Source organism: Streptomyces sp. NPDC004788, from assembly GCF_053601115.1.
Window position 1 is genome coordinate 1 of the sequence record NZ_JBSGBF010000112.1, and the last position, 23,392, is coordinate 23,392.

Consider the following 23,392-nt stretch of genomic DNA (forward strand, 5'->3'; position numbering starts at 1 on the left):
GGGCCGAGCCTGGTGACCGGCTGGGCGCGGCTGCACGGCTACCCGGTCGGCGTCCTCGCCAACGCGCAGGGCGTGCTGTTCAGCGCCGAGTCCCATATTCGACGGCCGCGTCAAGGAGCCAGTCCGTCAGATAGCCGGCGAAGGAGGAGCGTACGAGCACCCAGAACCCTGCCCTGGGCTCGTCCCGGGCCACCAGGACGACCTGGGCGCGGGCCAGCGTCGTCTGGGCCGAGCGGCCGGGGCCGAAGGCGCGCGGGTGCAGATCCAGCCGGCAGCCGTGGGACAGCAGGTCGCGGGCGCGCGCTCCGCTGACCAGGACGGTGGTGCGCTGGGCGGAGACGTCGGTGACGGAGACGTGCTCGTCCCCGGCCGCCGAGCGGATCCGGCCCTCCAGGTCCCGCTGGGTGCCGGGCCGGCCCACCACCAGCCATTCGTCGGGGCCGAGCCACACCGCGCCGAGATCCCCCACGCGTACCACGGTGTCCGGCTCCAGGGGCAGGGGCAGTCCCAGAGCGAGTCCGACGGCGTCCGCCGCCGGGCTCTTGGCGTCGAGGCGGAGGTTCAGCTGGGCCAGGAAGGGGACTTCGGCCAGGCGGACCGCGCCCCCGGAGGAGCGCGTCGCGGCGGCCAGGCGGTCGGCGGCATGCGCCAGCGGGCTGCGTTGCCGTGCGGTCGGAGCGGTGTCAGCCATCGCGGCGGGCTCCCTCGGGATCGTAGAGGACGGGGCTTGCGACCGTCACCGGCAGCAGCCGGTCGCCGACGGGGGCGTAGAGGCGTTCGCCGATGCGGTCCCGGCCGCCCTTGACCAGGGCGAGCGCGAAGGTCCGGCCGAGGGCGGCGCTGCGGTAGCTGGAGGTGACGTGCCCGAGCATCGGGACGGGCGGGGCGGGCAGTTCGCCGTCGGCGACCAGGTGGGTGCCCTCGGGGAGGAGGGCGGCCGGGTCTTCGGGGAGGAGGCCGACGAGGTGCTTGCGGTCGGGGCGGGCCGTGTCGGCGCGGGCGTAGGAGCGCTTGCCGATGAAGTCGGGCTTCTTCTTGGACACCGCCCAGCTCATGCCGAGGTCCTGCGGGGTGACCGTGCCGTCGGTGTCCTGTCCGATGATCGGGTACCCCTTCTCCGCGCGCAGGACGTGCATGGTCTCCGTCCCGTACGGGGTGATGCCGTGCGGGGCGCCCGCCTCGTACAGCGCCTCCCACAGGGCGAGGGCTTCCCACGGTGACACGTTGATCTCATAGGCGAGTTCGCCGGAGAAGCTGATCCGGCACACCCTGGCTTCGATGCCCGCGACCGTCGTCTCCCGCCACGCCATGAACGGGAAGTCGGCGTTGGCGACCGCAAGTCGGGGCGCGAGCGAGCCGAGCACCTCGCGAGAACGCGGGCCGACCAGGGCGACGGTGGCCCACTGCTCGGTGACGGAGGCGCAGTGGACACGGAGTTCGGGCCACTCGGTCTGCAGCCACTCCTCCATCCAGTCCAGTACGGCGGCCGCGTTGCCCGTCGTGGTGGTGACCAGGAAGCGGTCCCGGGCGACGCGGATGACCGTGCCGTCGTCGAAGATCATGCCGTCCAGCCGGCTCATGACGCCGTAGCGGATCATGCCGACCTTCAGGGTGCTCATCATGTTGGTGTAGAGCCGGTCGAGGAAGATCGCGGCGTCCGGGCCCTGCACGTCGATCTTGCCGAGGGTGGAGGCGTCCATGAAGGCCACGCCCTCGCGGGCGGCGCGGCACTCGCGCAGCACGGCCGCGTCCATGTCCTCGCCGTCCCGCGGGTAGTACCGGGGCCGCTTCCACTGGCCGACGTTCTCGAACAGGGCGCCGTGCGCGACATGCCACGCGTGGAGGGCGGTGGTGCGGACCGGGTCGGACAACGCGCCGCGGTCGCGGCCGGCGAGGGTGGCGAAGGAGACGGGGGTGTACGGCGGCCGGAACGTGGGCAGGCCGAGCGCCGAGATGTCCACGCCGAGGAGTTCGGCGACGATCCCGCTCGTCAGGACCCCGCCCGTCTTGCCCTGGTCGTTGGCGGTGCCGGCCGTCGTATAGCGCTTGGTGTGCTCCACCGAGCGCAGGCCCGCCCCGGTCGCCCGCGCCAGGTCGTCGACCGTGACATCGCGTTGGAGGTCGACGAACCGGGGCGCTCCGGTGCCGGTGGGGACGGCGAACACCTGCATGGGCGGGGTGTACGGCTGGGCGGCGACGGCCGGGAGGGCCGGCGCCTCGGCGGTGTAGCCCTCCGCCTCGACCGCGCGGGCACCGGCCGCCGCGCCCTGCGCGAGGGTCGTGGCGAGATCGTGGGCCCCGTTCGCGCTGCCCGCGACGTCCACCGCCTGACGGCAGCCGTCGGGCACGAACGCGCCGAGTACGTCGTCGTGGCGGAGCCTGCCGCCCGCCTGGCTGAACAGGTGCGCGACCGGGTTCCAGCCGCCGGAGACCAGGAGCAGGTCGACGGCGAACTCCCGTCGGCCCACGGACTCCCCGTACGGGGCGACCGTCACGGCGGTGAGGCGGGACCCGCCCTCCGTGTCCGTGACCGCGTGTCCGGCCAGCACCTCGATCCCGGCGGACCGGGCCCGCTCGGCCCACTCCCCCGGCTCGGGCCGGGTGTCGACGATCGCCGCGACGTCCACTCCCGCCGCCGCCAGATCGAGTGCGGCGGCGTAGGCGCTGTCGTTGGTGGTGAACACGACCGCGTGGCGGCCGGGCAGCACTGCGTACCGGTGGAGGTACGTCCGGGCCGAGGCGGCCAGCATCACACCGGGGCGGTCGTTGTCCCCGAACGCCAGTGAGCGCTCGTGGGCGCCGGTCGCGAGGACCACGCGCCGGGCGCGGATCCGCCAGACGCGCTCACGGGAGACGTGCTCCGGGGCCTCGGCGCCGAGGTGGTTGGTGCGGCGCTCGACGGCGAGGAGGTGGTTGTCGTCGTAGTGGCCGAAGACGGTGGTGCGGCGCAGGACGCGTACCTCCGGGGCGGCTTCGAGCTGTGCGCGGGTCGCCTCCACCCAGTCGAGGTGTTCGCCGGTGCCGAGCAGGCTGCCGCCGGGTTCCGGCTGGTCGTCGGCGAGGACGACGCGTGCGCCGCTGCGCGCGGCCGCCGCGGCGGCGGCGAGGCCGGCGGGGCCCGCGCCGACGACCAGCAGGTCGCAGTGGGCGTGTACGGCGTCGTAGCGGGCGGGGTCCGGTTCGGTGGCGAGGCGTCCCTGGCCCGGGAGGCTGCTCGCGACCAGGCCGTCGTAGAGCTCGACCGTCGTGGCGGGGAGCATGGGTTCGGGGAAGGGGGCCTCGATCTGGACGACCGCGTTGGGTTCCTCCACGCCGGCCGAGAAGATGCCGCGGGGGCGGCCGAGCTTGATGCTGGTGGCGGCCTGGATGACGCCGTTGGCGAGGAGGGCGGAGGCGAGGGTGTCGCCCCGGAACCCTTCGTACCGGATGCCGTCGAAGGTGAAGCCCAGCCGGTCGTCGCGGTCGACCCGCCCGCCGTCCGACAGCCGGAACGCCTGACCGGGCACGCCCCATGCGGGAAACTCCCGTGTCGTCCCCGGCTGCGGGCCGGTGCTCGGGTATCGCCCTTCGGGCTCGGTCGCGGCCCTCCCCGGTCGGACCGGATCCACGGGGCGGGGCTCGGTGGTGGCCGGGCGCGCCTCCCCCGGCCGGTACACCGCCAGGATCTCGTTCGTCGCCGTGTTCCGTACCGCGTTGAACCACCTGCGGCAGCCCGCCGCGTGGCTCCACCGCTCGGCGAACGGGCCCTTGGGGTTGTCGCGGAAGAACAGGTACCGCGCCCACTCCTCGTCGGTGAGGGCGGCGGGGTCCTCGGGGTAGGGGACGTGCGCCTGGCCGCCGTAGTGGAACTCGGCCTCGTCGCGGGGCCCGCACCACGGGCAGGGGATGAGCAGCATGGTTCGGCTCCCTAGTGGGCCACCGCGGCCGCGCCGTGCTCGTCGACGAGCGCGCCGGTGGTGAAACGGTCGAGCGAGAAGGCGGCGTTCAGGGCGTGCGGGGTGTCGTGGGCGATGGTGTGGGCGTAGACCCAGCCGAGGCCCGGGGTGGCCTTGAAACCGCCCGTGCCCCACCCGCAGTTGAGATAGAGGTTGTCGACCGGGCTGAGGCCGACGATCGGCGAGGCGTCCGGGCTGACGTCGACGATGCCGCCCCAGGTGCGCAGCACGTGGGCGCGGGCGAAGACCGGGAAGAGTTCCAGGGCGGCGGACATCTGCTCTTCGATGATGTGGAAGGCTCCGCGCTGGGTGTAGGAGTTGTACGCGTCGATGCCGGCGCCCATCACCAGCTCGCCCTTGTGCGCCTGGCTGACGTACACGTGGACGGCGTTGGACATGACCACCGTGGGGTGGACCGGCTCCAGGAGTTCGGAGACCAGGGCCTGCAGCGGGTGGCTCTGGAGCGGGAGTTCGATGCCGGCCATGGCGGCGAGGACCGAGGTGTGGCCGGCGGAGCACAGGGCCACCTTGCCCGCGCCGATGGGACCGCGCGTGGTCCGGACGCCGACCACCCGGCCGCCGACCACGTCCAGGCCGGTGACCTCGCAGTTCTGGATGATGTCGATGCCGGCGGCGGCCGCGGAGCGGGCGAAGCCCCAGGCCACGTGGTCGTGCTTGGCGATGCCGGCGCGCGGCTGGTAGGTGCCGCCGAGGACCGGGTAGCGCACGTGCGGGGAGATGTCGACGATCGGGCAGACCTCCTTGACCTGCTCCGCGTCCAGCCACTCGGCGTCCACGCCGTTGAGCCGGTTCGCCTCCACCCGGCGCACGCTGTCGCGGACGTCCTGCAGGCTGTGGGCGAGGTTCAGCACGCCGCGCTGGGAGAAGAGGATCGGGTAGTCCAGCTCCTCCTCCAGGCCCTCCCACAGCTTGAGCGCGTGCTCGTAGATGCCGGCGCTCTCGTCCCACAGGTAGTTGGAGCGGATGATCGTGGTGTTGCGGGCCATGTTGCCGCCGCCCAGCCAGCCCTTCTCCAGGACCGCGACGTCGGTGATGCCGTGGTTCTTCGCCAGGTAGTGGGCGGTGGCCAGGCCGTGTCCGCCGCCGCCCACGATCACCACGTCGTACGAGCGCCTGGGCTCGGGATCGCGCCAGAGCCAGTCGGGGTGGTCGGGGAGGTCGGCGCCTGGGGTGCTGGGGCTCATCGGACGTCTCCGTCTTCCGAAAGGTGCGGGTAGAGCGGGTACTTGGCCGCGAGCGCCTCGGTGCGGGCGCGCAGGGCGGCCACGTCGGGCTCGGGCTGGAGGGCCAGTGCGATCACGTCGGCGACTTCGGCGAAGTCCTCCTCCGTGAAGCCCCGGGTGGCCAGGGCCGGCGTTCCGATGCGCAGGCCGGAGGTGACCATGGGCGGGCGCGGGTCGAAGGGGACGGCGTTGCGGTTGACGGTGATGCCGATCCCGTGCAGCAGGTCCTCGGCCCGCTTTCCGTCGAGTTCGGAGTCCCGCAGGTCGACGAGGACGAGGTGGACGTCCGTGCCGCCCGTCAGGACCTTCACTCCGGCCGCGGCCGCGTCGGGCCGGGTGAGGCGCTCGGCGAGGAGGCGGGCGCCGGCCAGCGTACGGGCCTGGCGCTCGGCGAACTCGGGCGACGCCGCCACCTTGAAGGAGACCGCCTTCGCGGCGATGACGTGCTCCAGCGGGCCGCCCTGCATCCCCGGGAACACCGCCGAGTTGATCTTCTTGGCGAGGTCGGCGTCGTCGGTGAGGACGACTCCGCCGCGGGGACCGCCGAGCGTCTTGTGCGTCGTGGTGGTGACCACATGGGCGTGCGGGACGGGGCTGGGGTGCAGTCCGGCGGCGACCAGGCCCGCGAAGTGCGCCATGTCGACCATGAGGAGGGCGCCGACCTCGTCGGCGATGCGCCGGAAGGCCGCGAAGTCCAGCTTCCTGGGGTACGCCGACCAGCCCGCGATGATCATCTTGGGCCGGTGTTCCTTGGCGAGCCGCTCGACCTCCTCCATGTCGACGAGGTGGTCGGTCTCGGAGACGTGGTACGGCACGACGTTGAACATCCTGCCGCTGTAGTTGATGCGCATGCCGTGGGTGAGGTGGCCGCCGTGCGCGAGGTCGAGGCCGAGAACGGTGTCGCCGGGCTGGAGGAGGGCGAAGAAGACGGCGGTGTTCGCCTGGGCGCCCGAGTGCGGCTGGACGTTGGCGAAGCCCGCCCCGAAGAGGGACTTGACGCGCTCGACGGCCAGGCGCTCGGTGACGTCCACGTGTTCGCAGCCGCCGTAGTAGCGGCGGCCGGGGTAGCCCTCGGCGTACTTGTTGGTCGCGACCGACCCCTGGGCCTCCATCACGGCGGACGGCGCGAAGTTCTCGGAGGCGATCATCTCGAGGGTGGACTGCTGGCGGTGCAGTTCTGCGCGGAGAGCGGCATGGACCTCGGGGTCCAGCTCGGCCAGGGGGGTGTTCAGCGCGTTCGTACGGTGTTCGCGTGCCGTCACCGGCGGTACCTCTTCCTCGCGGTCAGCCACGGAGGCGGGACATGGTCGGGTCGAACAGCGGTTCCTCTGCGACGACCGCCTCGACGCGCCGGTCGAAGTAGCCGATGTGCAGGGTGGTGCCGGGGGTGGTGAGTTCCGTCGGGAGCCAGGCGTACGCGATGCCCTTGCCGATCGTGTAGCCGTAGGCGGCGCTGGTGACGTAGCCGACCGCGCGGTCGCCGTCGTACACCGGCTCCTTGCCCATGACGACCGACCGCGGGTCGTCGATGGTGAGGCAGGTCAGCTTGCGCCGTACGTCTTCCCTGCGGCGCTCCAGGGCCGCCCTGCCGATGAAGTCGCCCTTGTCGAGCTTGACGGCGAAGCCGACGCCGGCCTCGTAGGGATCGTGCTCGTAGGTCATGTCGGTGCCGAAGGAGCGGTAGCCCTTCTCCAGGCGGAGGCTGTTGAAGGCGCCGCGGCCGGCGATGACGCCGCCGAGCGGCTGGGCCGCCTGCCACAGGGTGTCCCACAGCTTCAGGCCCTGGTCGGCGGTGGTGTAGAGCTCCCAGCCGAGCTCGCCGACGTACGACAGTCGCATCGCGGTGACGGGCACCGAGCCGATGTACGCGCGCTTGGCGCGGAAGTACTTCAGGCCGTCGCCCGAGAAGTCCTCGTCCGTCAGCGGCTGCAGGACCTTGCGGGCCAGGGGGCCCCACAGTCCGATGCAGCAGGTACCGGCGGTGATGTCGCGCACCTGGACCGTCCCGTCGGCGGGCAGGTGGCGGGTGAGCCAGTCGAGGTCCAGGTTGCCGTTGGCGCCGACCTGGAAGAGGTCGCGGGCCAGCCGGGCGACGGTGACGTCGCTGCGGATGCCGCCGTCGTGGTCCAGGAGCAGGGTGTACGTCACCGAGCCGACCGACTTGGCGACCTTGCCGGTGGTCAGTCCCTCCAGGAAGTCCGCGGCACCCGGGCCGCTGACCTCGAGTCGTTTGAGGGCCGTCATGTCGTACATCGCGACGGTCTCACGGGTGGCCTGTGCCTCGGCGCCGACGATGGGCGACCAGAACCGCGCGGCCCAGTCGTCGGGGGTGGGGATGGTGCGGCCTTCGACCAGCCCCGCGTTGGCCTCGTACCACTGGGGGCGTTCCCAGCCGCTCGCCTCCAGGAAGAACGCGCCGTGCTCCTGCTGGCGGGTGTGGAACGGGCTCGTGCGGATCGGGCGCGGGTCCCCTGACGGCTGGAGGGGGTGGATGATGTCGTAGACCTCGACGAAGTTGCGGCAGTCGCGGGCCAGGACGTACTCCGGGGACAGCTGGTGCGGCTCGAACCGGTTGACGTCGCACTCGTGCAGGTCGAAGGACGAGCAGTGGCCGTCGACGAGCCATTCGGCCATGGCGCGGCCCACGCCCGCGGAGTGGGTGACCCACACCGCCTCCGCCACCCAGAAGCCCTTGACGTCCTGGGACTCGCCGAGGAGCGGGAAGTTGTCGGTGGTAAAGGAGAACAGGCCGTTGATGCCCTCCTCGACCTTGGCCTCCGCCGTCGCGGGGAGCAGCGACCGGGTCTCGGTCCAGGCGTCCTCGAAGTCCTCCTCGGTGAACTTGAGGACCGAGGGCATGTGGTCGGCCTCGTCGACGGAGAGGATGTCGTCGGCCGAGACGGGCATCGGGCGGTGGCCGTAGTAGCCGATGCCGATGCCGTCGAAGCGGTCGCGGTAGTAGAGGTCGGCGTCCTGGTGGCGCAGGATCGGTCGTGCCGCCTCCTCCGTCTGGCCCGCGAGCGCCGGGATCGGGCCGGTCCAGGCGAGCTGGTGGGCGAGCGGGGTCAGCGGGAGGTTCATGCCGGCCATGCGGGCGATCTTCGGGCCCCAGATGCCGGCGCAGCACACCACGATGTCGGCGGCGATCTCGCTCCGGTCGGTGAGGACGCCGGTCACCCGGCCCTCGCTCTGCCGGATGTCGAGGACTTCGTGGCGGGCCAGGAAGGTGACGCCGCGTTCGGTGGCCCGGCGGATCTGCGCCTCGACGGCGAGGACGGCCTTGGCGATCCCGTCCGTCGGGATCAGCAGGCCGCCGAGGATCCTGTCCCGGTTCACCAGCGGATGCCGCTCGACGCACTCGTCGGCGCTCAGTATGCGGGCCTCGATGCCCCAGGCGGTGATCCAGCCGTGGCGGCGGTGCAGTTCCGCGAGGCGTTCGGGGGTGGTCGCCACTTCGAGGCCGCCGACCTGCAGGAAGCAGGGCTTGCCGTCGACGTCGAGGGAGCAGAACTTCTCGACGGTGTAGCGGGCCAGCTCGGTCATGGTCTTGGAGGAGTTCGTCTGGAAGACCAGGCCGGGGGCGTGTGACGTGGAGCCCCCGGTCGCGGGGAGCGGGCCCTGGTCGACCACGGTCACTTCGGTCCAGCCGCGTGCGGAGATCTCGTCCGCGAGCGCCGCTCCCACGACGCCCGCTCCGATGATCACCACTCGGGGTCCCGCCATCGCCGCACCTCCTGATTCAAAACCAGTCAAGTTGCTTGCTGCGCAACATGGTTCAGGTTGCGCAACTCAATGTGCCGGTCACGGAGAGGGGTGTCAAGGGGTCGGTGACGCCTGCGAACAGGCCGGAACGCGGCAATGCCCGGCGGGCGGCGCACACAGGTGCGCACCGCCCGCCGGGCATCTCGGACCGTCTTCCCGACGTGGGCTACTTGAGCCAGGCGTCGACCTTGCCGCGGTTGGCCTCCACCCACTTCTTCGCCGCCGCCTCGGGCGACATCTTGTCCACCGCGATGTACTTGGCCACGGTGTTCTGGTCTTCGTTGGTCCAGGTGAAGTTCTTCACCAGGCGGTAGGCCGGGCTGCCGGACTGCGCGAACCTCGCGCTGACGATCTTGTCGAGGTCGTACACCGGATAGTCGCAGGCGATCTTCGCCGCGTCGGCGTCACAGCCCGTCGTGTACGCGGGCAGGTTCACCTTGACCAACGGCACCTCGGACAGGAACCACTGCGGCTCGTAGAAGTAGCCGATCACCCATTTCCTGTTCTTCTCGGCGTCCCGGAAGGACTGGATGAGCGCGGTCTCGCTGCCCGCGTACACCACCTTGAAGTCCAGCTTCAGGTTCGTCACCAGCGCCGCGTCGTTGGTGACGTACGAGGGGTCGCCGTCAAGGAGCTGGCCCTTGCCGCCCGACTCGGAGGTCCTGAACTCGGACGCGTACTTGTTCAGGTTCTTCCAGTCGGTGATGTCCGGGTGCGTCTTGGCCAGCCACGGCGGCACGTACCAGCCGATGATGCCCTTGTTGCCGGTCGAGCCGGCGCTCACGGCGGTCTTCTGCTGGGTGATGTACTTCTTCTTCAGATCGTCGTGGCCCCAGTTCTCCAGGACGGCGTCGACCTCGCCCGTCCCGAAGCCCTGCCAGGCGATCTCCTCCTTCAGGTCCTTCTTCTTGACCGTACAGCCGAGGTCTTTCTGCGCGACGTACGCGACGACCGCCGCGTCCGCCTCGTAGCCCACCCACGGGTTGACCGCGAGATTGAAGGTGCCGCACTTGCCCGGGCTGCCCGAATCCGCGGAGTCGACACCGACCTTCGCGCCGCCGCAGGCGGTGAGGGTCAGCCCGAGGACGGTCACGACGGCTGCGCCGGCCGTGCCGATTCCCCACTGTCGTACCTGTGCTGCCATGCTGGTGCTCCTTACGCGCTCGCGCGTCGCGCCGCTGCCTGGGTGATCCGGTCGAACATGACTCCGAGAAGGACGATGGCGAGTCCCGCCGCGAGCCCCTTCCCGTACAGCTGGCTCTGTGAGAATCCGGCCACGACGTCGTAGCCGAGGGCGCCCGCCCCCACCAGGCCGCCCACGACGACCATCGACAGCACATAGATCAGGCCCTGGTTGGTGGCGAGCGTCAGGGCGGTCCGTGACATCGGCAGTTGAACCTTGGTGATGATCTGCCAGGTGTTGCACCCGGCGGACACGGCCGCCTCGACGGTGGTCCCGGGCACGGCCCGCACCCCGTCCGCGATGATCTTGATGGCGACCGGCACCGCGTAGACGACCGCGGCGACGATGGCCGTGAAGCGGGTCGCGCCGAACAGCGCCAGGAACGGCACGAGGTAGACGAACGGCGGCATGACCTGTGCCGCGTCCAGGGAGGGCCGCAGCACCCGGTCCACGAGCATGCTGCGCCCCATCCACACCCCGAGGACGATGCCGAGCAGCATGACCAGCACCGTCGCCACGAGGGTCGACGCCAGCGTCGTCATGGCGTCCGACCACAGGCCGGTGCCGACCAGCAGGCCCACGCACACGGCCGTGGTGACCCCGGCCCGCCAACCGCCGAGCACGCCGCCGAGGGCGATCAGCACCGCCCCGACGAGCCACCACGGGGAGTCGGTGAACAGCGTCTGGAGCGGATTGAGCAGGCCGCTGGTGATGCCGTCGCGGAAGGCGTTGGTGAGACCCGAGAGGTTGTCCTGCACCCAGGCGGTCACGGTGTCCGCCACGCGCGCGACGGAACCGCCGATGCCGCCGTCGCCGGGGAACTCCGCCGCCCACACATAGGTGTGCGAAAGGTGGACGAGGACCGCGGTGGCCGCCGCTCCCGCGCCGAGCAGCGGCCTGCGCCACCTGAGGAGGCGGTTCTTCGAACGTCGGGCCGTCTCCTCGCGGGCGCCGGCCGCGGTGGTCACCCGGTCGAGGACGATCGCCATGACGACGATGGCGAGTCCCGCGTTGAAGGCCGTTCCCACATCGAGCGACTGAAGGGCCTGGATGACGGTCTTGCCGAGGCCGGGCGCGTCGATCAGCGCGGCGATGGTCACCATGGCCAGGGCGGCCATGATCGACTGGTTGACGCCCATCACCACGGTCCGCCTGGACATGGGCAACAGGACCTTCAGCAGTGCCTGACGTCGTGTCGCACCCAGCGATTCGGCGGCCTCGACGGTGGTCTCGGGGACGGAGCGGATGGCGTGCGCGGTGATGCGGATCGCGGGCGGTGCCGCGTAGATCACGGTGGCGATCGTGGCGGAGGCTCCGCCGATGAGGAAGAACAGGGTCAGCGGAGCGAGGTAGACGAAGGTCGGCATCGTCTGCATGAAGTCCAGGAAGGGCGTCACGATCCGGTTGAACCGGCCGGACAGCCCCGCCCCCACGCCCAGCGGAATCGCGAACACCAGCGCCACGAAGACCGCGGAGAGGGTGAGCGACAGCGTGTCCATGCTCTCCTGCCACAGCCCCTGCAGCCCCAGGAAGGTGAAGCCCGCCACGGCCAGGAGGGCGACCCGCCAGTTGCCCACGGCCCAGGAGACGTAGCCCGCGATGCCGACGACGCCGAGCCATCCGATCTGCGGGACGGGGCGGCCGGCGGGGGGCTGTGAGATCAGGTGCTGGACGAAGGTCACCAGGTTGTCGATGACCAGGCGGATCTCGTTGAAGAAGTAGAGGAAGAGCGGGTTGGAGTTGCGGTCCGCGCCGATCGAGTCGTTGACGTCGTTGAACCACCGGTGCAGGTCGGTGAGGTCCGCCGCCGCCAGGGTCAGGGTCTGCCTTCCGCGGAGGATCACGAAGAGCAGCAGCCAGGCGGCCAGGATCGCGGCCACCACCGTGCGCCGGCCGACCCGGCGTACGCCGGCCAGGGGGGCGGACTTCTCCAGGGCGACGGTCATCACGCGCCGCCTGCCTGCCCGGCGACCACCGCGAGGATCTCCTCGTCGCCGACGATGCCGAGCAACGTGCCGTCCTCCACGACCTTGACCGGCCTGTCGGCCGCCAGTACCGCCCGGGTGGCCTCCTTCACCACGACGTCCGGGCCCAGCTCGGGACCGTCCAGGGCGTCATGGGGCTCCACCGGGCGCATGATCCACCGCAGGGTGAGCACATCGCCGCGCGGCACGTCCTTGACGAACTCGCGGACGTAGTCGTCGGCCGGGGCGCCCACCAGCTCGTCGCCGGTGCCGCACTGGACCGTCCTGCCGTCGCGCATGATCAGGATGCGGTCGCCGAGCTTGAGCGCCTCGGAGAGGTCGTGGGTGATGAAGACCATCGTCTTGCCGACCTCGTGGTGCAGCCGGATGACCTCGTTCTGCATGTCGCGGCGGATCAGCGGGTCGAGTGCCGAGAAGGGCTCGTCGAAGAAGAGCACGTCGGGGTCGCCGGCCAGCGCCCGGGCGAGGCCGACGCGCTGCTGCATACCGCCCGAGAGCTGGTCGGGATAGGAGTTCTCGTAGCCGGCGAGGCCGACCAGTTCCACGACCTCCAGGGCCCGCGCGGTGCGCTCGGCCCTGCTCATGCCGCGGATCTCCAGACCGAAGGCCACGTTGTCCACCACCCGGCGGTGGGGCAGCAGCCCGAAGTGCTGGAAGACCATGGAGAACTTGCGGCGCCGCAGCTCGCGCAGGCGCCTGTCGTCCGCTGCACGGATGTCCTCGCCCTCGAAGACGAGCTCACCGGCGGTGGGTTCGATCAGCCGGGTCAGACATCGCACCAGCGTCGACTTGCCGGAGCCGGACAGGCCCATGACGACGAACACCTCGCCCTTGCGGACGTCGAAGCCGACGTCGCGGACGGCGGCGGTGCACCCGGTGCGGTCCATGAGCTCGCGGCGGGTGAGGCCGCGCAGCTCCTCGGAGTCCGGTACCTGGTCGGCCTTCGGCCCGAACACCTTCCACAGCCGGCGCACGGAGATGACCGGAGTGCCGTCCGAATCCTGGTGCGCGCCGTGCCGCTGCGACACCTCGGTCTGCGTTGGGGTCATGGTCGACCTCTCTTCGGCATTCAGCCGCGGAACCAGTGCTGCGGCCGGGGTTGGATGTTCTGCCAGATGTGTTTGGGCTCTCGGTACTCGTCCAGGCCGGTCGGTCCCAGCTCCCGGCCCACACCCGAATGCCCGAAGCCACCCCATTCCGCTTGCGGCACGTAGGGGTGGTAGTCGTTGATCCACACCGTGCCGTGGCGCAGCCGCCGGGCGACCCGCTGGGCCTTGCCGGCGTCCTGCGTCCACACGGCTCCGGCGAGTCCGTACTCGGTGTCGTTGGCGATGCGTACGGCGTCGTCCTCGTCGGTGAAGCGCTCGACGGTGAGCACGGGTCCGAAGGCCTCCTCGTGCACGACGCGCATGTCCTGCCGGCACTCGTCGAGGACGGTCGGCGGGTAGTGGAAGCCGCCTGCGAGGGCCGGGTCGTCGGGCCGTTCACCGCCGCAGCGCAGCACGGCGCCCTCGGCGATGCCTGCCGCGACGTACGCCTCGACCTTCTCCCGGTGGTGCGCGGAGATCAGCGCTCCGGTCTCGGCCTCGGGGTCGAAGGGGCCGCCGAGGCGGATCCGCCGGGCGCGGCGGACGACCTCGTCGACGAACCGGTCGTGCAGCGAGTCCTCGACGATCAGCCGGGCGCCGGCCGAGCAGACCTGTCCGGAATGCAGGAAGACGGCCGTGAGGGCGAAGTCCACGGCCGTCTCGAAGTCGGCGTCGGCGAAGACCACGTTGGGGTTCTTGCCGCCGAGCTCCAGCGCCACCTTCTTCACGGTCGCCGCGGCGGCGGCCATGATCCGCTTGCCGGTCTCCAGACCGCCCGTGAAGGAGACCATGTCGACGCGGGGGTCCTCGGAGAGCGGGGCACCCGCCTCGGGCCCGGCGCCCAGGACGAGGTTGGCGGCGCCCGCCGGGAGCCCGGCCTCCTCCAGCGCCTTCATCAGCAGGATCGAGGTGGAGGGGGTGAGTTCACTGGGCTTGAGGACGATCGTGTTGCCGGCGAGGAGCGCCGGGGCGACCTTCCAGCTCGCCTGCAGCAGCGGATAGTTCCAGGGGGTGATCAGCCCGCACACGCCGATCGGTTCGTAGACGACGCGGCTGATGGCATCGTCGCGGCCGGTGTCGATCACCCGCCCGGCGTCGATGCCGCCGATGCCGCCGTAGTAGCGGAAACACGAGACGACGTCGGCGATGTCGTACTCGCTCTCCACCAGCCGCTTGCCGGTGTCCAGCGACTCGGCGCGGGCGAACTCCTTGGCGTCACGCTCGATGAGGTCGGCGGTGCGCAGCAGCAGCGCGCCGCGCTCCCGCTCGGAGGTGCGCGGCCAGGGGCCCTCGTCGAAGGCCCGGCGGGCCGCGGCGATCGCCGCCTCGGCGTCGGGGCGCGTCCCTTCCGAGACGGTCGCGGTGAGCGAACCGTCAGCGGGACAGCGGATCTCCCGGCATCCGCCGGCCACCGGATCCCGCCATTCCCCAGCCACATACAGGTCTGCCACGCGCCAAGCCCTTCAGCCGAAATGCGTTGCGCATCATGCATTCAATTGCTTGTGGTGGAACACCTTGGCGAACCTGCAGACCTGCGTCAAGGGGTCGGCGCATGACGATTTCGCCGGGTCAGCACTGCCCAACCACCCTTGACCGCAAGGGGAGTCGAGCCGACCATGTTGCGTATCGCTCACCATGTTGTGCATGACGCACCAATGGAGGTCGCTGTGTCCCCCACGTACCCTCGACCGGAGCCCGGCCGTGAATACGTCCTCACCCTCTCGTGTCCCGACAGCGCCGGACTGGTCCACGCCGTGAGCGGCTTCCTCGTCAGGAACTCGGGAAACATCGTGGAAAGCCAGCAGTTCGACGATCGGCTCCAGGGCCGTTTCTTCATGAGGGTCCACTTCGACGTCTCCGACCCGGACACGGATGCGAAAACCCTGCGTTACCGATTCGGGCCCGTCGCCGAGGCCTACCGCATCGACTGGACCCTGAGCGAGGCCTCGGCCCCGACCCGGACGCTCATCATGGTGTCCAGGTTCGGCCACTGCCTCAACGATCTGCTCTTTCGCCGGCGCACCGGCGCCCTCAACATCGAGATCCCGGCGATCGTCTCCAACCACCGGGACTTCGAGGGGCTGGCCGAGACCTACGGCATCCCCTTCCACCACATCCCGGTCACCACGGACACCAAGGCCGAGGCCGAGGCGCGCCTGATGGAGCTGGTACGCGAGCTGGACGTCGACCTGGTCGTGCTGGCCCGCTACATGCAGGTCCTCTCCGACGACCTGTGCAAGCGGCTCGAAGGCCGCGCCATCAACATCCACCACTCCTTCCTGCCCAGTTTCAAGGGCGCACGCCCGTACGAACAGGCCTACGCCCGCGGCGTGAAGCTCGTCGGCGCGACGGCGCACTACGTGACACCGGACCTGGACGAGGGACAGATCATCGAGCAGGACGTGGTCAGGGTGGACCACTCGCTCGCCCCGCGCGACCTGGTCACGGTCGGACGGGACGTGGAGGCACAGGTGCTCGCGCACGCGGTGAAGTGGCACAGCGAGAGCCGCGTCATGGTGCACGGCAACCGCACGGTGGTCTTCCGCTGAGCGGTACGGCGTGAGGGGGCGGGGCTGGAAGACCAGCCCCGCCCCCTCACGCGTACGACGCCCGCGGTCAGCTTCCGAGCCGGTCGATCACGGTACGGCGCCACCGCTCCGTCTCCGCGATCTGGTTGAACGTGAACAGGTGCAGCCCGGCCACCCCCGCCGACGGCGCGGTGAGCGCCCTCTCGCCGCGCGCCAGCAGCCTGTCGGGCGAGTACCCGCCGGGCGTCGCGAACCGCAGGAACCACGAGGCGTGCCGGGTCAGGAAGCGCGTCGACTCCCCCACGCCGATCTTCGTCGCCATCGCCAGCAGCTTCGCCCGCTGCACGGGCCCCGCGACGCCCAGATGGACGGGCAGCATGACGCCCCGGCGCCGTATCCGGGCGATCCACTCCCCCAGCACCCGCGGGTCGAAGCAGAGGTTGCTCACGATGTACGTGGCGTGCTCGCGCTTGTCCCACATGGCCTGGATGGTGACGTCGTCGTGGATGAGCGGATGGCTCTCGGGGTAGCCGGTGACGCCGACGCGGGCGAAGGGCCTGCCCAGCTCGCTCAGCCCGCGCAGCACCGGCAGCGCCCCGTCGTAGGGCCCGGCCGGCGGGTCGGCGTCGCCCGCGGGGACGAAGACGTCGGCCACGCCCGCCTCGCGCAGCCGGTCGACGACGTCCTTCAGGTGCGCCTCGTCCCGCAGCAGCCGCGCGGGCACGTGCGGGACGGCGCGGTAACCGTTCGCCGCGAGCCGCCCGGCGAGGTCGAGGGTCGGTTCCAGGCCCTTGACCGGCGACGCCGTCACGGTGACGACGACGTCGCGCGGCACATGGGCGAGGACCTTGTCCTCGGTCGTCCTCGCGGGCAGCACCTCGTAGCGGACGCTGTCGAGCAGCGCCCTCAGTCCGGCGGTGGCCAAGGTCTACCCGACCTGCTTCCGGGCGTCACGGAGACGGTAGTACGCGGCCTTCGACGGCGCCTGCGGTTCCTTGCCGAGGATCAGGTCGGCGGCCTTCTCGGCGATCATCATCACCGGTGCGTAGATGTTGCCGTTGGTGACGTACGGCATCACCGACGCGTCGACCACACGGATGCCTTCCAGGCCGTGCACGCGCATGCTGGTGGGGTCGACGACGGACATCTCGTCGGTGCCCATCTTGCAGGTGCACGACGGGTGCAGGGCGGTCTCGCCCTCCTTGGCGACCCAGGCGAGGATCTCCTCGTCCGTCTCGACCTGCGGGCCGGGCGAGATCTCCCCGTCGTTGTACGGGGCCATCGCGGGCTGGCCGAGGATCCTGCGGGAGACGCGGATGGCCTCGACCCACTCCCGGCGGTCCTGCTCGGTGGAGAGGTAGTTGAAGCGCAGCGCCGGGTGCTCGCGCGGGTCCCTGCTCTTGATCTTCACGGAGCCCTTGGCGTCGGAGTACATCGGGCCGACGTGCACCTGGTAGCCGTGGCCGCCGGCCGGCGAGGAGCCGTCGTAGCGGACCGCGACGGGCAGGAAGTGGAACATCAGGTTGGGGTAGTCCACGTCCTCGTTGCTGCGGGCGAAGCCGCCGCCCTCGAAGTGGTTGGTGGCGGCCGGGCCCTTGCGGAACAGCCACTGCAGGCCGATGAAGGGGGCCCGCCACTTCGCCATGTACGGCTGCATGGAGACCGGCTGCTTGCAGGCGTACTGGACGTAGACCTCCAGGTGGTCCTGCATGTTCTCGCCGACGCCGGGCAGGTCGTGGACGACGTCGATGCCCAGGGCGCTCAGCTCCTTCGCGTTGCCGACACCGGAGAGCTGGAGCAGCTGCGGGGAGTTGATCGCGCCGCCGCACAGGATCACCTCCTTGGCGCGGACCTGCTGGAGGGCGCCCTTGCCGCGCTGGTACTCGACGCCGACGGCCTTCCTGCCCTCGAAGAGCACGCGGGTCACGAGCGAGCGGGTCCTGACGGTGAGGTTGGGCCGCTTCCTGACCGGCTTGAGGTACGCCTTGGAGGCCGACAGGCGGCGGCCGCGGTGCACGTTGCGGTCGAACTTGGCGAAGCCTTCCTGCCGGTACCCGTTGACGTCGTCGGTGGGGGCGTAGCCCGCCTCCTGGGTGGCCTTGAAGAAGGCGTCGAAGAGCGGGTTGGTGGCGGGGCCGCGTTCGAGGACGAGGGGGCCGTCGTGGCCGCGGAACTCGTCGTCCGGGTCGGCGGCGAGACAGTTCTCCATCCGCCGGAAGTACGGCAGGCAGTGGGCGTAGTCCCAGGTCTCCATGCCGGGGTCGGCGGCCCAGCGCTCGTAGTCCATGGGGTTGCCGCGCTGGAAGATCATGCCGTTGATGCTGCTGGAGCCGCCGAGCACCTTGCCGCGCGCGTGGTAGATGCGCCGGCCGCCCATGTGGGGCTCGGGCTCGGACTCGTACTTCCAGTCGTAGAAGCGGCTGCCGATCGGGTAGGTCAGCGCCGCGGGCATGTGGATGAAGACGTCCCACGGGTAGTCGGAGCGGCCGGCCTCCAGCACCAGCACCCGGTTCGCCGGGTCCGCGGAGAGCCTGTTCGCCAGTGCGCTGCCGGCCGATCCGCCGCCGACAATGACGAAGTCGTATTGCAGGGGAGCCATAGTGCCTCGTCTCGCTCGCGCCGTAGATATGCGGGGCATGCTAATCCGGTATCGCAATGCGCACCAGGTTGCGAACAACGCAACTTGCCGGGCTTTTTGGTCGGGCTTCGAAGCTTGCGACGACGTTGTTTACCGCGCGTATAGTTTCGCCATGAGCAACCACAGCCAAGACAGCGAAGCGTCGAACTCGCCGGCCGGTGGAGTGCAGTCGGTCGACCGCGCCATCAGCGTCCTCGAGATCCTGGCCCAGCGCGGCGAGGCGGGCGTCAGCGAGGTCGCCGCCGAGATCGACGTCCACAAGTCCACCGCGTTCCGCCTGCTCGGCGCCCTGGAGGCGCGCGGCCTGGTGGAGCAGGCGGGCGATCGTGGCAAGTACCGGCTCGGCTTCGGGATCGTCCGGCTGGCCGGTGCGGTCACCGGACGCATCGACATCACCCAGCAGGGCCGCCCGGTCTGCGAGCGGCTCGCCGAGGAGATCGGCGAGACGGTGAACATCGCCGTCATGCAGGAGCACTACGCGATCAACCTCTGCCAGGTGCGCGGCCCCGGGGCCGTCACCGCGCACAACTGGGTCGGCCAGCTGACCCCGTTGCACGCCACCTCCAGCGGCAAGATCCTGCTGGCCCACCTGCCCGCCGAGGAGCGGGCCGCGCTGCTGGCCGAGGCGGGCCTGAAGAAGTCCACTCCGCACACCCTCACCTCGCGGACGAAGCTGGAGAAGAACCTCGCCGAGGCCCGCGAGCGCGGCTACGCCTGGACCCTGGAGGAGCTGGAGATCGGCCTGCACGCGATGGCCGCCCCGATCCGCGGCCGGGACGGCACGGTCATCGCCGCGCTCAGCGCCTCCGGGCCCTCGTACCGCTTCACCGAGGAGCGCCTGCACGAGCTCTCCCCGGTGCTGCTCAAGGGTGCGGAGGAGATCAGCCACCGGATGGGCTACATGGGCTGAGTCACCCCTGGGGGTTGCCCAGGCGCTCGTTCACCCAGTCGTGGAAGGCCCCGATGTGGTGCTCGCTGGGCACCAGCACGCCGCCCTTGGCGTACATGCGGGAGCTCATGCCGGGCTGCGTGCGCTCGCACGCGTCGAAGTCCTGGCGGTTGACCCGGTCGAAGAGTTCCACGGAGCGGCTGACGTCCCTGCCGCTCTCGACGACGTGCGGAAGGTAGAGCCAGTCGCACTCGACGACCGTGCGGTCGGCGGCCATCGGGTACATCCGGTGGAAGATGACGTGGTCGGGGATGAGGTTGATGAAGACCTGCGGCTTGACGGTGATCGCGTAGTAGCGGCGGTCCTGTTCCTCCGTCACCCCGGGGATGCGGTCGAGGCCCTCGGAGCCGTCGACGGTGAAGCCCCGGATCTGCTCGCCGAACTCGGCGCCGTGGCCGACGTAGTACTGGGCCGCGTAGCCGTCCGCGAACTCGGGGAGCACCTCGGTGAGTTCGGGGTGGATCGTGGCGCAGTGGTAGCACTCCATGAAGTTCTCGACGATGAGCTTCCAGTTGGCCTTGACGTCGTAGACGATCCGCCTGCCGACCGAGAGGTTCTCGACGCCGTAGTGCTCGATCGACTCCAGGTCGCCGAGGCGGGTGACGGCCGCGCCGATGACGTCCTCCTCGAAGGAGGGCGGGTTCTCCGCCAGGCAGACCCAGACGTATCCGAGCCATTCGCGGACGGCCACGCTCACCAGGCCGTACTCGGTGCGGCCGACGTCGGGCATCTTGGTGAGGTTGGGCGCGGCGACGAGCTTGCCGTTCAGGTCGTACGTCCAGGCGTGGTACGGGCACTGGAAGGCCCGCTTGACCTCGCCGGTCTCCTCGGTGCAGAGCTTGGCTCCGCGATGCCGGCACACATTGAAGTAGGCACGGACGGAGTTGTCCCTCGCGCGGGTGACGAGGATGCTCTCGCGGCCCACGTCGACGGTGCGGAAGGCGCCGGGCTTCGCCAGTTCCGAGGCGCGCGCGACGCAGAACCACATGGTCTCGAATATGCGCTCCTGCTCCTGGGCGAAGATCGCCGGATCCGTGTAGGAGGAGCCGGGGAGGGTGGCGATCAGGCTGTCCGGCAGACCGGTCGATGTCACGGTGCACTCCTCGGGAAACGTCGTAGAGGGGTCGTTCACGCGGTGAACTGCTTGCGCCAGCGGGTGAACAGCCGCGGCTGGTTCATCCCGAGCACGGCGACCGGCGTGCCGGCCCGCCGGTAGACGGCGAGGAAGCTGCGCTCGTCGGTGGCGCCTTCCTCGACCGTGACGCTGTCGGCCCCGGCGGCGTGGCCGACGAACTGGATCTTCACGCCGTACTGGTCGGACCAGAAGTACGGCGGCCGGGGCACGCCCGGCCGCGTCGCACCGTGCGCGAGCAGCGTGGCCACGGCGGCGGCGGGCCGTTCCAGCGCGCCGGTCCAGTGCTCGACCCTGCGGTGGCCTCCGGTGCGCGGGTCGTACCAGTTGGCGCAGTCGCCGACGGCGACCACCCCGGCCAGGCTGGTGCGGCCGTCGGCGCCGCACGTCACGCCGTTGTCGAGCGCGACGCCGGAACCTTCCAGCCATGCGACGCACGGGCGGGCGCCCACGCCGACGACGACGGTGTCCGCGGGCACGCTGCGGCCGTCCTCCAGCAGGACGGCGTCCACCCGGCGCTCCCCGCTCAGCCCCTTGACGCCCACGCCGCACAGCAGCCGTACGCCGTGGTCGGCGTGCAGCGCGGAGACGACGCCGCCCATGGTCGCGCCGAGCGGACCGGCCAGCGGGGTGGGGGCCGCCTCGATCACGGTGACGTCGAGGCCGAGGCCGTACGCGGTGGAGGCGACCTCGGCGCCGACGAAGCCCCCGCCGATCACCACCAGCCGTCCGCCGCGGGCCAGTTCGTCCCGCAGGGCGCGGGCGTCGTCCAGGGTGCGCAGGGTGTGGACCCCGGCGAGGCCCTCGCTCCCGGGCAGGACGCGCGCCGCCGCTCCGGTGGCGATGACGATGCCGTCGGCCCGCACGGCACGGCCGTCCGCGAGCCGCACCGACCGGTCGGCGCGGTCGAGCCCGGTGGCCCGGACGCCCAGCAGCCACTCGGCGCCGAGATCCTCTCCGTCCGCCTCAAGGGCGAGGTCGGCCTCGCCGATGCGGCCGGCGAGGAACTCCTTCGACAACGGCGGGCGGTCGTACGGGCGGTGCGGTTCGTCCCCGATGAGGACCAGCCGCCCGTCGTAGCCCTGCTTCCGCAGCGCTCGCGCGGCCGACAGTCCGGCCAGGGAGGCGCCCACGACGGCCACGGTCCTCACGCCGGGCCTCCGGCGCCGAGCCGGGCCGCGACACAGGGGGGCAGATTCGGCGCGGCCTCGGAGGGGCGCACGTAGATCATGCCGTCGTCGACGACCACCTGATGGGTCCGGACGGGCAGTTTGGCCGGCGGGGCGTCGACCGCCCCGGTCCGCAGGTCGAACCTGGAGGCGTGCAGCGGACATTCGACCTCGCGCCCCTCCAGCCAGCCGTCCGCGAGCGAGGCGTCCTGGTGGGTGCAGGTGTCGTCGATGGCGAGGACCTCGCCATCCTCGGTGTGGAACACCGCGACAGGCGGCTCGATGTCGAGCCGATAGGCCTCGCCGCGCGGCAGATCCGCGAGTCGGCACACGGGAATCATCATGACACCTCGGTCGCGTGCGTAGCGTATAGCGGAACGGATTGCGTTTTACGCAACTCAGTCTGGAGCTGGCCCCATACCTTGTCAAGGAGTCGAACTCGGCGGCGGGGCAGGCGAAGAAGGCGGTCGCGAGCCTTGACGCGACAGGGCCGCCACCACTTCACTCTGGGGACCAAACAGTGCACTGCGTTGCGTATCGCACAACTCACCTCCTTCCGACTCCCGGAGCCGATGCCGCATGCGCGTACCCGCTCGTCCCCTTCTCGCCGTGGCCGCGGCCGTCCTGTCGGTGGTCCTCACCGGCGCCACGGCCACGGCCGCCCGCACCACCGCGGTCCCATCCGTCACGGCCGCGTCCGACACCGCCGGCCGGCCCGCCGTCGAGCTGGCCGACTGGCCCCGGGCCCAGGGCGACCGGCTCGAAAAGCTCATCGGCAGGTTCGAGGGCCAGGGCCGCTACGCCGTCTTCGACGCCGACAACACCATCTGGCGGTACGACCTCGAGGAGTCGTTGCTGCCCTTCCTCGAAATGAAGGGCGTGCTCACGCGGGACACCGTCGACCCCTCGCTCCGCCTCGTACCGTTCCGGCCGGGCGAGAGCCTCTACGGCTACTACAACCGGCTCTGCGAGATCGACGACAAGGTCTGCTACCCGTGGATCGCCCAGGTGTTCTCGGGCCTGACGCTCGGCGAGCTGAAGCGGTACGTCGACGAGCTGTACGCCTACGGCAAGCCGATCCCGGTCAGCTACGACGACGCCGGCACGACGGTGCACGGCACCGTCAATCCGCCGCACATCTACGCGGGTCAGCGCGAGCTGATCCGCAGCCTTCAGGAACACGGCGTCCGCGTCTACGTGATGACCGCCGCCCACGAGGAACTCGTGCGCATGGTCGTGTCGGACCCGAAGTACGGCCTCGGTGTCCCGCCGGAGAACGTCATCGGCGTCACGACGCTGCTCAAGGACCCCGAGACCGGCCGCCTCACCACCGCGCGCAAGCAGATCGAGCAGGGCACGTTCGGCGCGGAGTACGGCACCGACCGCTACCGGCGGCAGGTCGTCACGCCCTATCTGTGGACCCCGGGAACCTGGTACGTCGGAAAGCTCGCCGGCATCCACGACTACATCGCGGAGTACGAACGGCCGGTCCTCGTCGCCGGCGACTCCCCCAGCGACTGGTGGATGCTCTTCTACTCCGACGTCAGGGCGGGCGGCGCCCGCCTGTGGGTCAACCGCAAGCAGGCGTACACCGACCGGCTGGAGGCGGAGAAGGAGAAGCGGTCCGCCGAGCAGAAGGCGGCGGGCGAGACCGTCGACGCGGACCGGGAGTGGGTGACGGTCATCGTGGCGACCGGCGAGGCCGCCTACACGGAGCGGCGCGAGACGCTGCTCGGCGCGCTCGGCTCGTACGGCATCCGCGCGACGGGCGGCGGGATC

The 23,392-nt window shown here is 70.8% G+C and carries 17 protein-coding genes and 1 pseudogene; 4 read left to right on the top strand and 14 right to left on the bottom strand.

All coding sequences use genetic code 11. From position 1 onward, the window contains the following. Positions 1 to 93 (top strand): annotated as a pseudogene (locus ACWEJX_RS32680) (carboxyl transferase domain-containing protein); the annotation flags it as partial. On the opposite strand, the gene ACWEJX_RS32685 reads toward ACWEJX_RS32680, so the two are convergent. The 9 genes from ACWEJX_RS32685 to ACWEJX_RS32725 all read right to left on the bottom strand — a co-directional run bounded on the left by ACWEJX_RS32685 (position 80) and on the right by ACWEJX_RS32725 (position 14,648). Further along, positions 80 to 691, bottom strand: coding sequence for a sarcosine oxidase subunit gamma (locus ACWEJX_RS32685; protein WP_451611039.1), 612 nt, complete (start codon positions 689 to 691; stop codon positions 80 to 82). The pseudogene ACWEJX_RS32680 and the gene ACWEJX_RS32685 sit on opposite strands and share 14 nt — an antisense overlap. Continuing rightward, positions 684 to 3,896, bottom strand: a complete 3,213-nt coding sequence (locus tag ACWEJX_RS32690) for a sarcosine oxidase subunit delta family protein (RefSeq protein WP_451611040.1) — start codon at positions 3,894 to 3,896, stop codon at positions 684 to 686. The genes ACWEJX_RS32685 and ACWEJX_RS32690 overlap by 8 nt, the downstream gene beginning before the upstream one ends. 11 nt (positions 3,897 to 3,907) lie before the next feature. Beyond that, positions 3,908 to 5,140, bottom strand: a complete 1,233-nt coding sequence (locus ACWEJX_RS32695) for a sarcosine oxidase subunit beta family protein (RefSeq protein ID WP_451611041.1) — start codon at positions 5,138 to 5,140, stop codon at positions 3,908 to 3,910. Next, the gene (gene glyA, locus ACWEJX_RS32700; RefSeq protein ID WP_451611042.1) at positions 5,137 to 6,441 is read right to left on the bottom strand and encodes a serine hydroxymethyltransferase; all 1,305 of its coding nucleotides are present in this window, start codon (positions 6,439 to 6,441) and stop codon (positions 5,137 to 5,139) included. The genes ACWEJX_RS32695 and glyA overlap by 4 nt, the downstream gene beginning before the upstream one ends. A gap of 22 nt (positions 6,442 to 6,463) precedes the next feature. Further along, positions 6,464 to 8,902 (bottom strand): GcvT family protein, encoded by a 2,439-nt coding sequence (locus tag ACWEJX_RS32705; RefSeq protein ID WP_451611043.1) that lies wholly within the window; start codon positions 8,900 to 8,902, stop codon positions 6,464 to 6,466. Positions 8,903 to 9,107: 205 nt separating this feature from the next. Then, on the bottom strand, positions 9,108 to 10,085 hold the full coding sequence (locus ACWEJX_RS32710) for an ABC transporter substrate-binding protein (protein WP_451611044.1): 978 nt from the start codon (positions 10,083 to 10,085) through the stop codon (positions 9,108 to 9,110). Positions 10,086 to 10,096: 11 nt separating this feature from the next. Beyond that, positions 10,097 to 12,070 (bottom strand): ABC transporter permease, encoded by a 1,974-nt coding sequence (locus ACWEJX_RS32715; protein WP_451611045.1) that lies wholly within the window; start codon positions 12,068 to 12,070, stop codon positions 10,097 to 10,099. Next, a complete protein-coding gene (locus ACWEJX_RS32720; protein WP_451611046.1) occupies positions 12,070 to 13,158 on the bottom strand; it encodes a quaternary amine ABC transporter ATP-binding protein in 1,089 nt (362 codons plus the stop codon). The genes ACWEJX_RS32715 and ACWEJX_RS32720 overlap by 1 nt, the downstream gene beginning before the upstream one ends. A 20-nt stretch (positions 13,159 to 13,178) precedes the next feature. Beyond that, positions 13,179 to 14,648 (bottom strand): aldehyde dehydrogenase family protein, encoded by a 1,470-nt coding sequence (locus ACWEJX_RS32725; RefSeq protein WP_451611047.1) that lies wholly within the window; start codon positions 14,646 to 14,648, stop codon positions 13,179 to 13,181. Positions 14,649 to 14,852: 204 nt separating this feature from the next. On the opposite strand from ACWEJX_RS32725, the gene purU reads away from it, so the two are divergent. Continuing rightward, positions 14,853 to 15,746 carry a formyltetrahydrofolate deformylase gene (purU, locus tag ACWEJX_RS32730; protein ID WP_451611048.1) on the top strand — a complete coding sequence of 298 codons (894 nt, stop codon included), beginning with the start codon at positions 14,853 to 14,855 and terminating at the stop codon, positions 15,744 to 15,746. A 67-nt stretch (positions 15,747 to 15,813) separates the two neighbouring features. Here the strand turns inward: purU and ACWEJX_RS32735 are convergent, their stop codons facing one another. Beyond that, positions 15,814 to 16,650: a 5,10-methylenetetrahydrofolate reductase gene (locus ACWEJX_RS32735; protein ID WP_451611049.1), complete on the bottom strand. Its 837-nt coding sequence runs from the start codon at positions 16,648 to 16,650 to the stop codon at positions 15,814 to 15,816. Between the two features lie 3 nt (positions 16,651 to 16,653). After that, positions 16,654 to 18,324, bottom strand: coding sequence for a choline dehydrogenase (betA, locus tag ACWEJX_RS32740; RefSeq protein WP_451611050.1), 1,671 nt, complete (start codon positions 18,322 to 18,324; stop codon positions 16,654 to 16,656). Positions 18,325 to 18,475: 151 nt separating this feature from the next. Between betA and ACWEJX_RS32745 the strand changes: the two genes are divergently transcribed. After that, positions 18,476 to 19,273 carry an IclR family transcriptional regulator gene (locus ACWEJX_RS32745; RefSeq protein ID WP_052499527.1) on the top strand — a complete coding sequence of 266 codons (798 nt, stop codon included), beginning with the start codon at positions 18,476 to 18,478 and terminating at the stop codon, positions 19,271 to 19,273. 1 nt (position 19,274) lies between these two features. On the opposite strand, the gene ACWEJX_RS32750 is transcribed toward ACWEJX_RS32745, so the two are convergent. The 3 genes from ACWEJX_RS32750 to ACWEJX_RS32760 are packed head-to-tail and all read right to left on the bottom strand — an operon-like array spanning position 19,275 to position 21,957. After that, positions 19,275 to 20,405, bottom strand: a complete 1,131-nt coding sequence (locus ACWEJX_RS32750; protein WP_451611051.1) for an aromatic ring-hydroxylating oxygenase subunit alpha — start codon at positions 20,403 to 20,405, stop codon at positions 19,275 to 19,277. Between the two features lie 35 nt (positions 20,406 to 20,440). Then, positions 20,441 to 21,595: an NAD(P)/FAD-dependent oxidoreductase gene (locus tag ACWEJX_RS32755; protein ID WP_451611052.1), complete on the bottom strand. Its 1,155-nt coding sequence runs from the start codon at positions 21,593 to 21,595 to the stop codon at positions 20,441 to 20,443. Then, entirely contained in the window at positions 21,592 to 21,957 is a 366-nt protein-coding gene (locus ACWEJX_RS32760; RefSeq protein WP_451611053.1) for a bifunctional 3-phenylpropionate/cinnamic acid dioxygenase ferredoxin subunit, read from the bottom strand. The genes ACWEJX_RS32755 and ACWEJX_RS32760 overlap by 4 nt, the downstream gene beginning before the upstream one ends. A gap of 235 nt (positions 21,958 to 22,192) precedes the next feature. On the opposite strand from ACWEJX_RS32760, the gene ACWEJX_RS32765 reads away from it, so the two are divergent. Beyond that, the coding region (locus tag ACWEJX_RS32765; protein ID WP_451611054.1) for a hypothetical protein at positions 22,193 to 23,392 on the top strand (1,200 nt) is incomplete at its 3' end.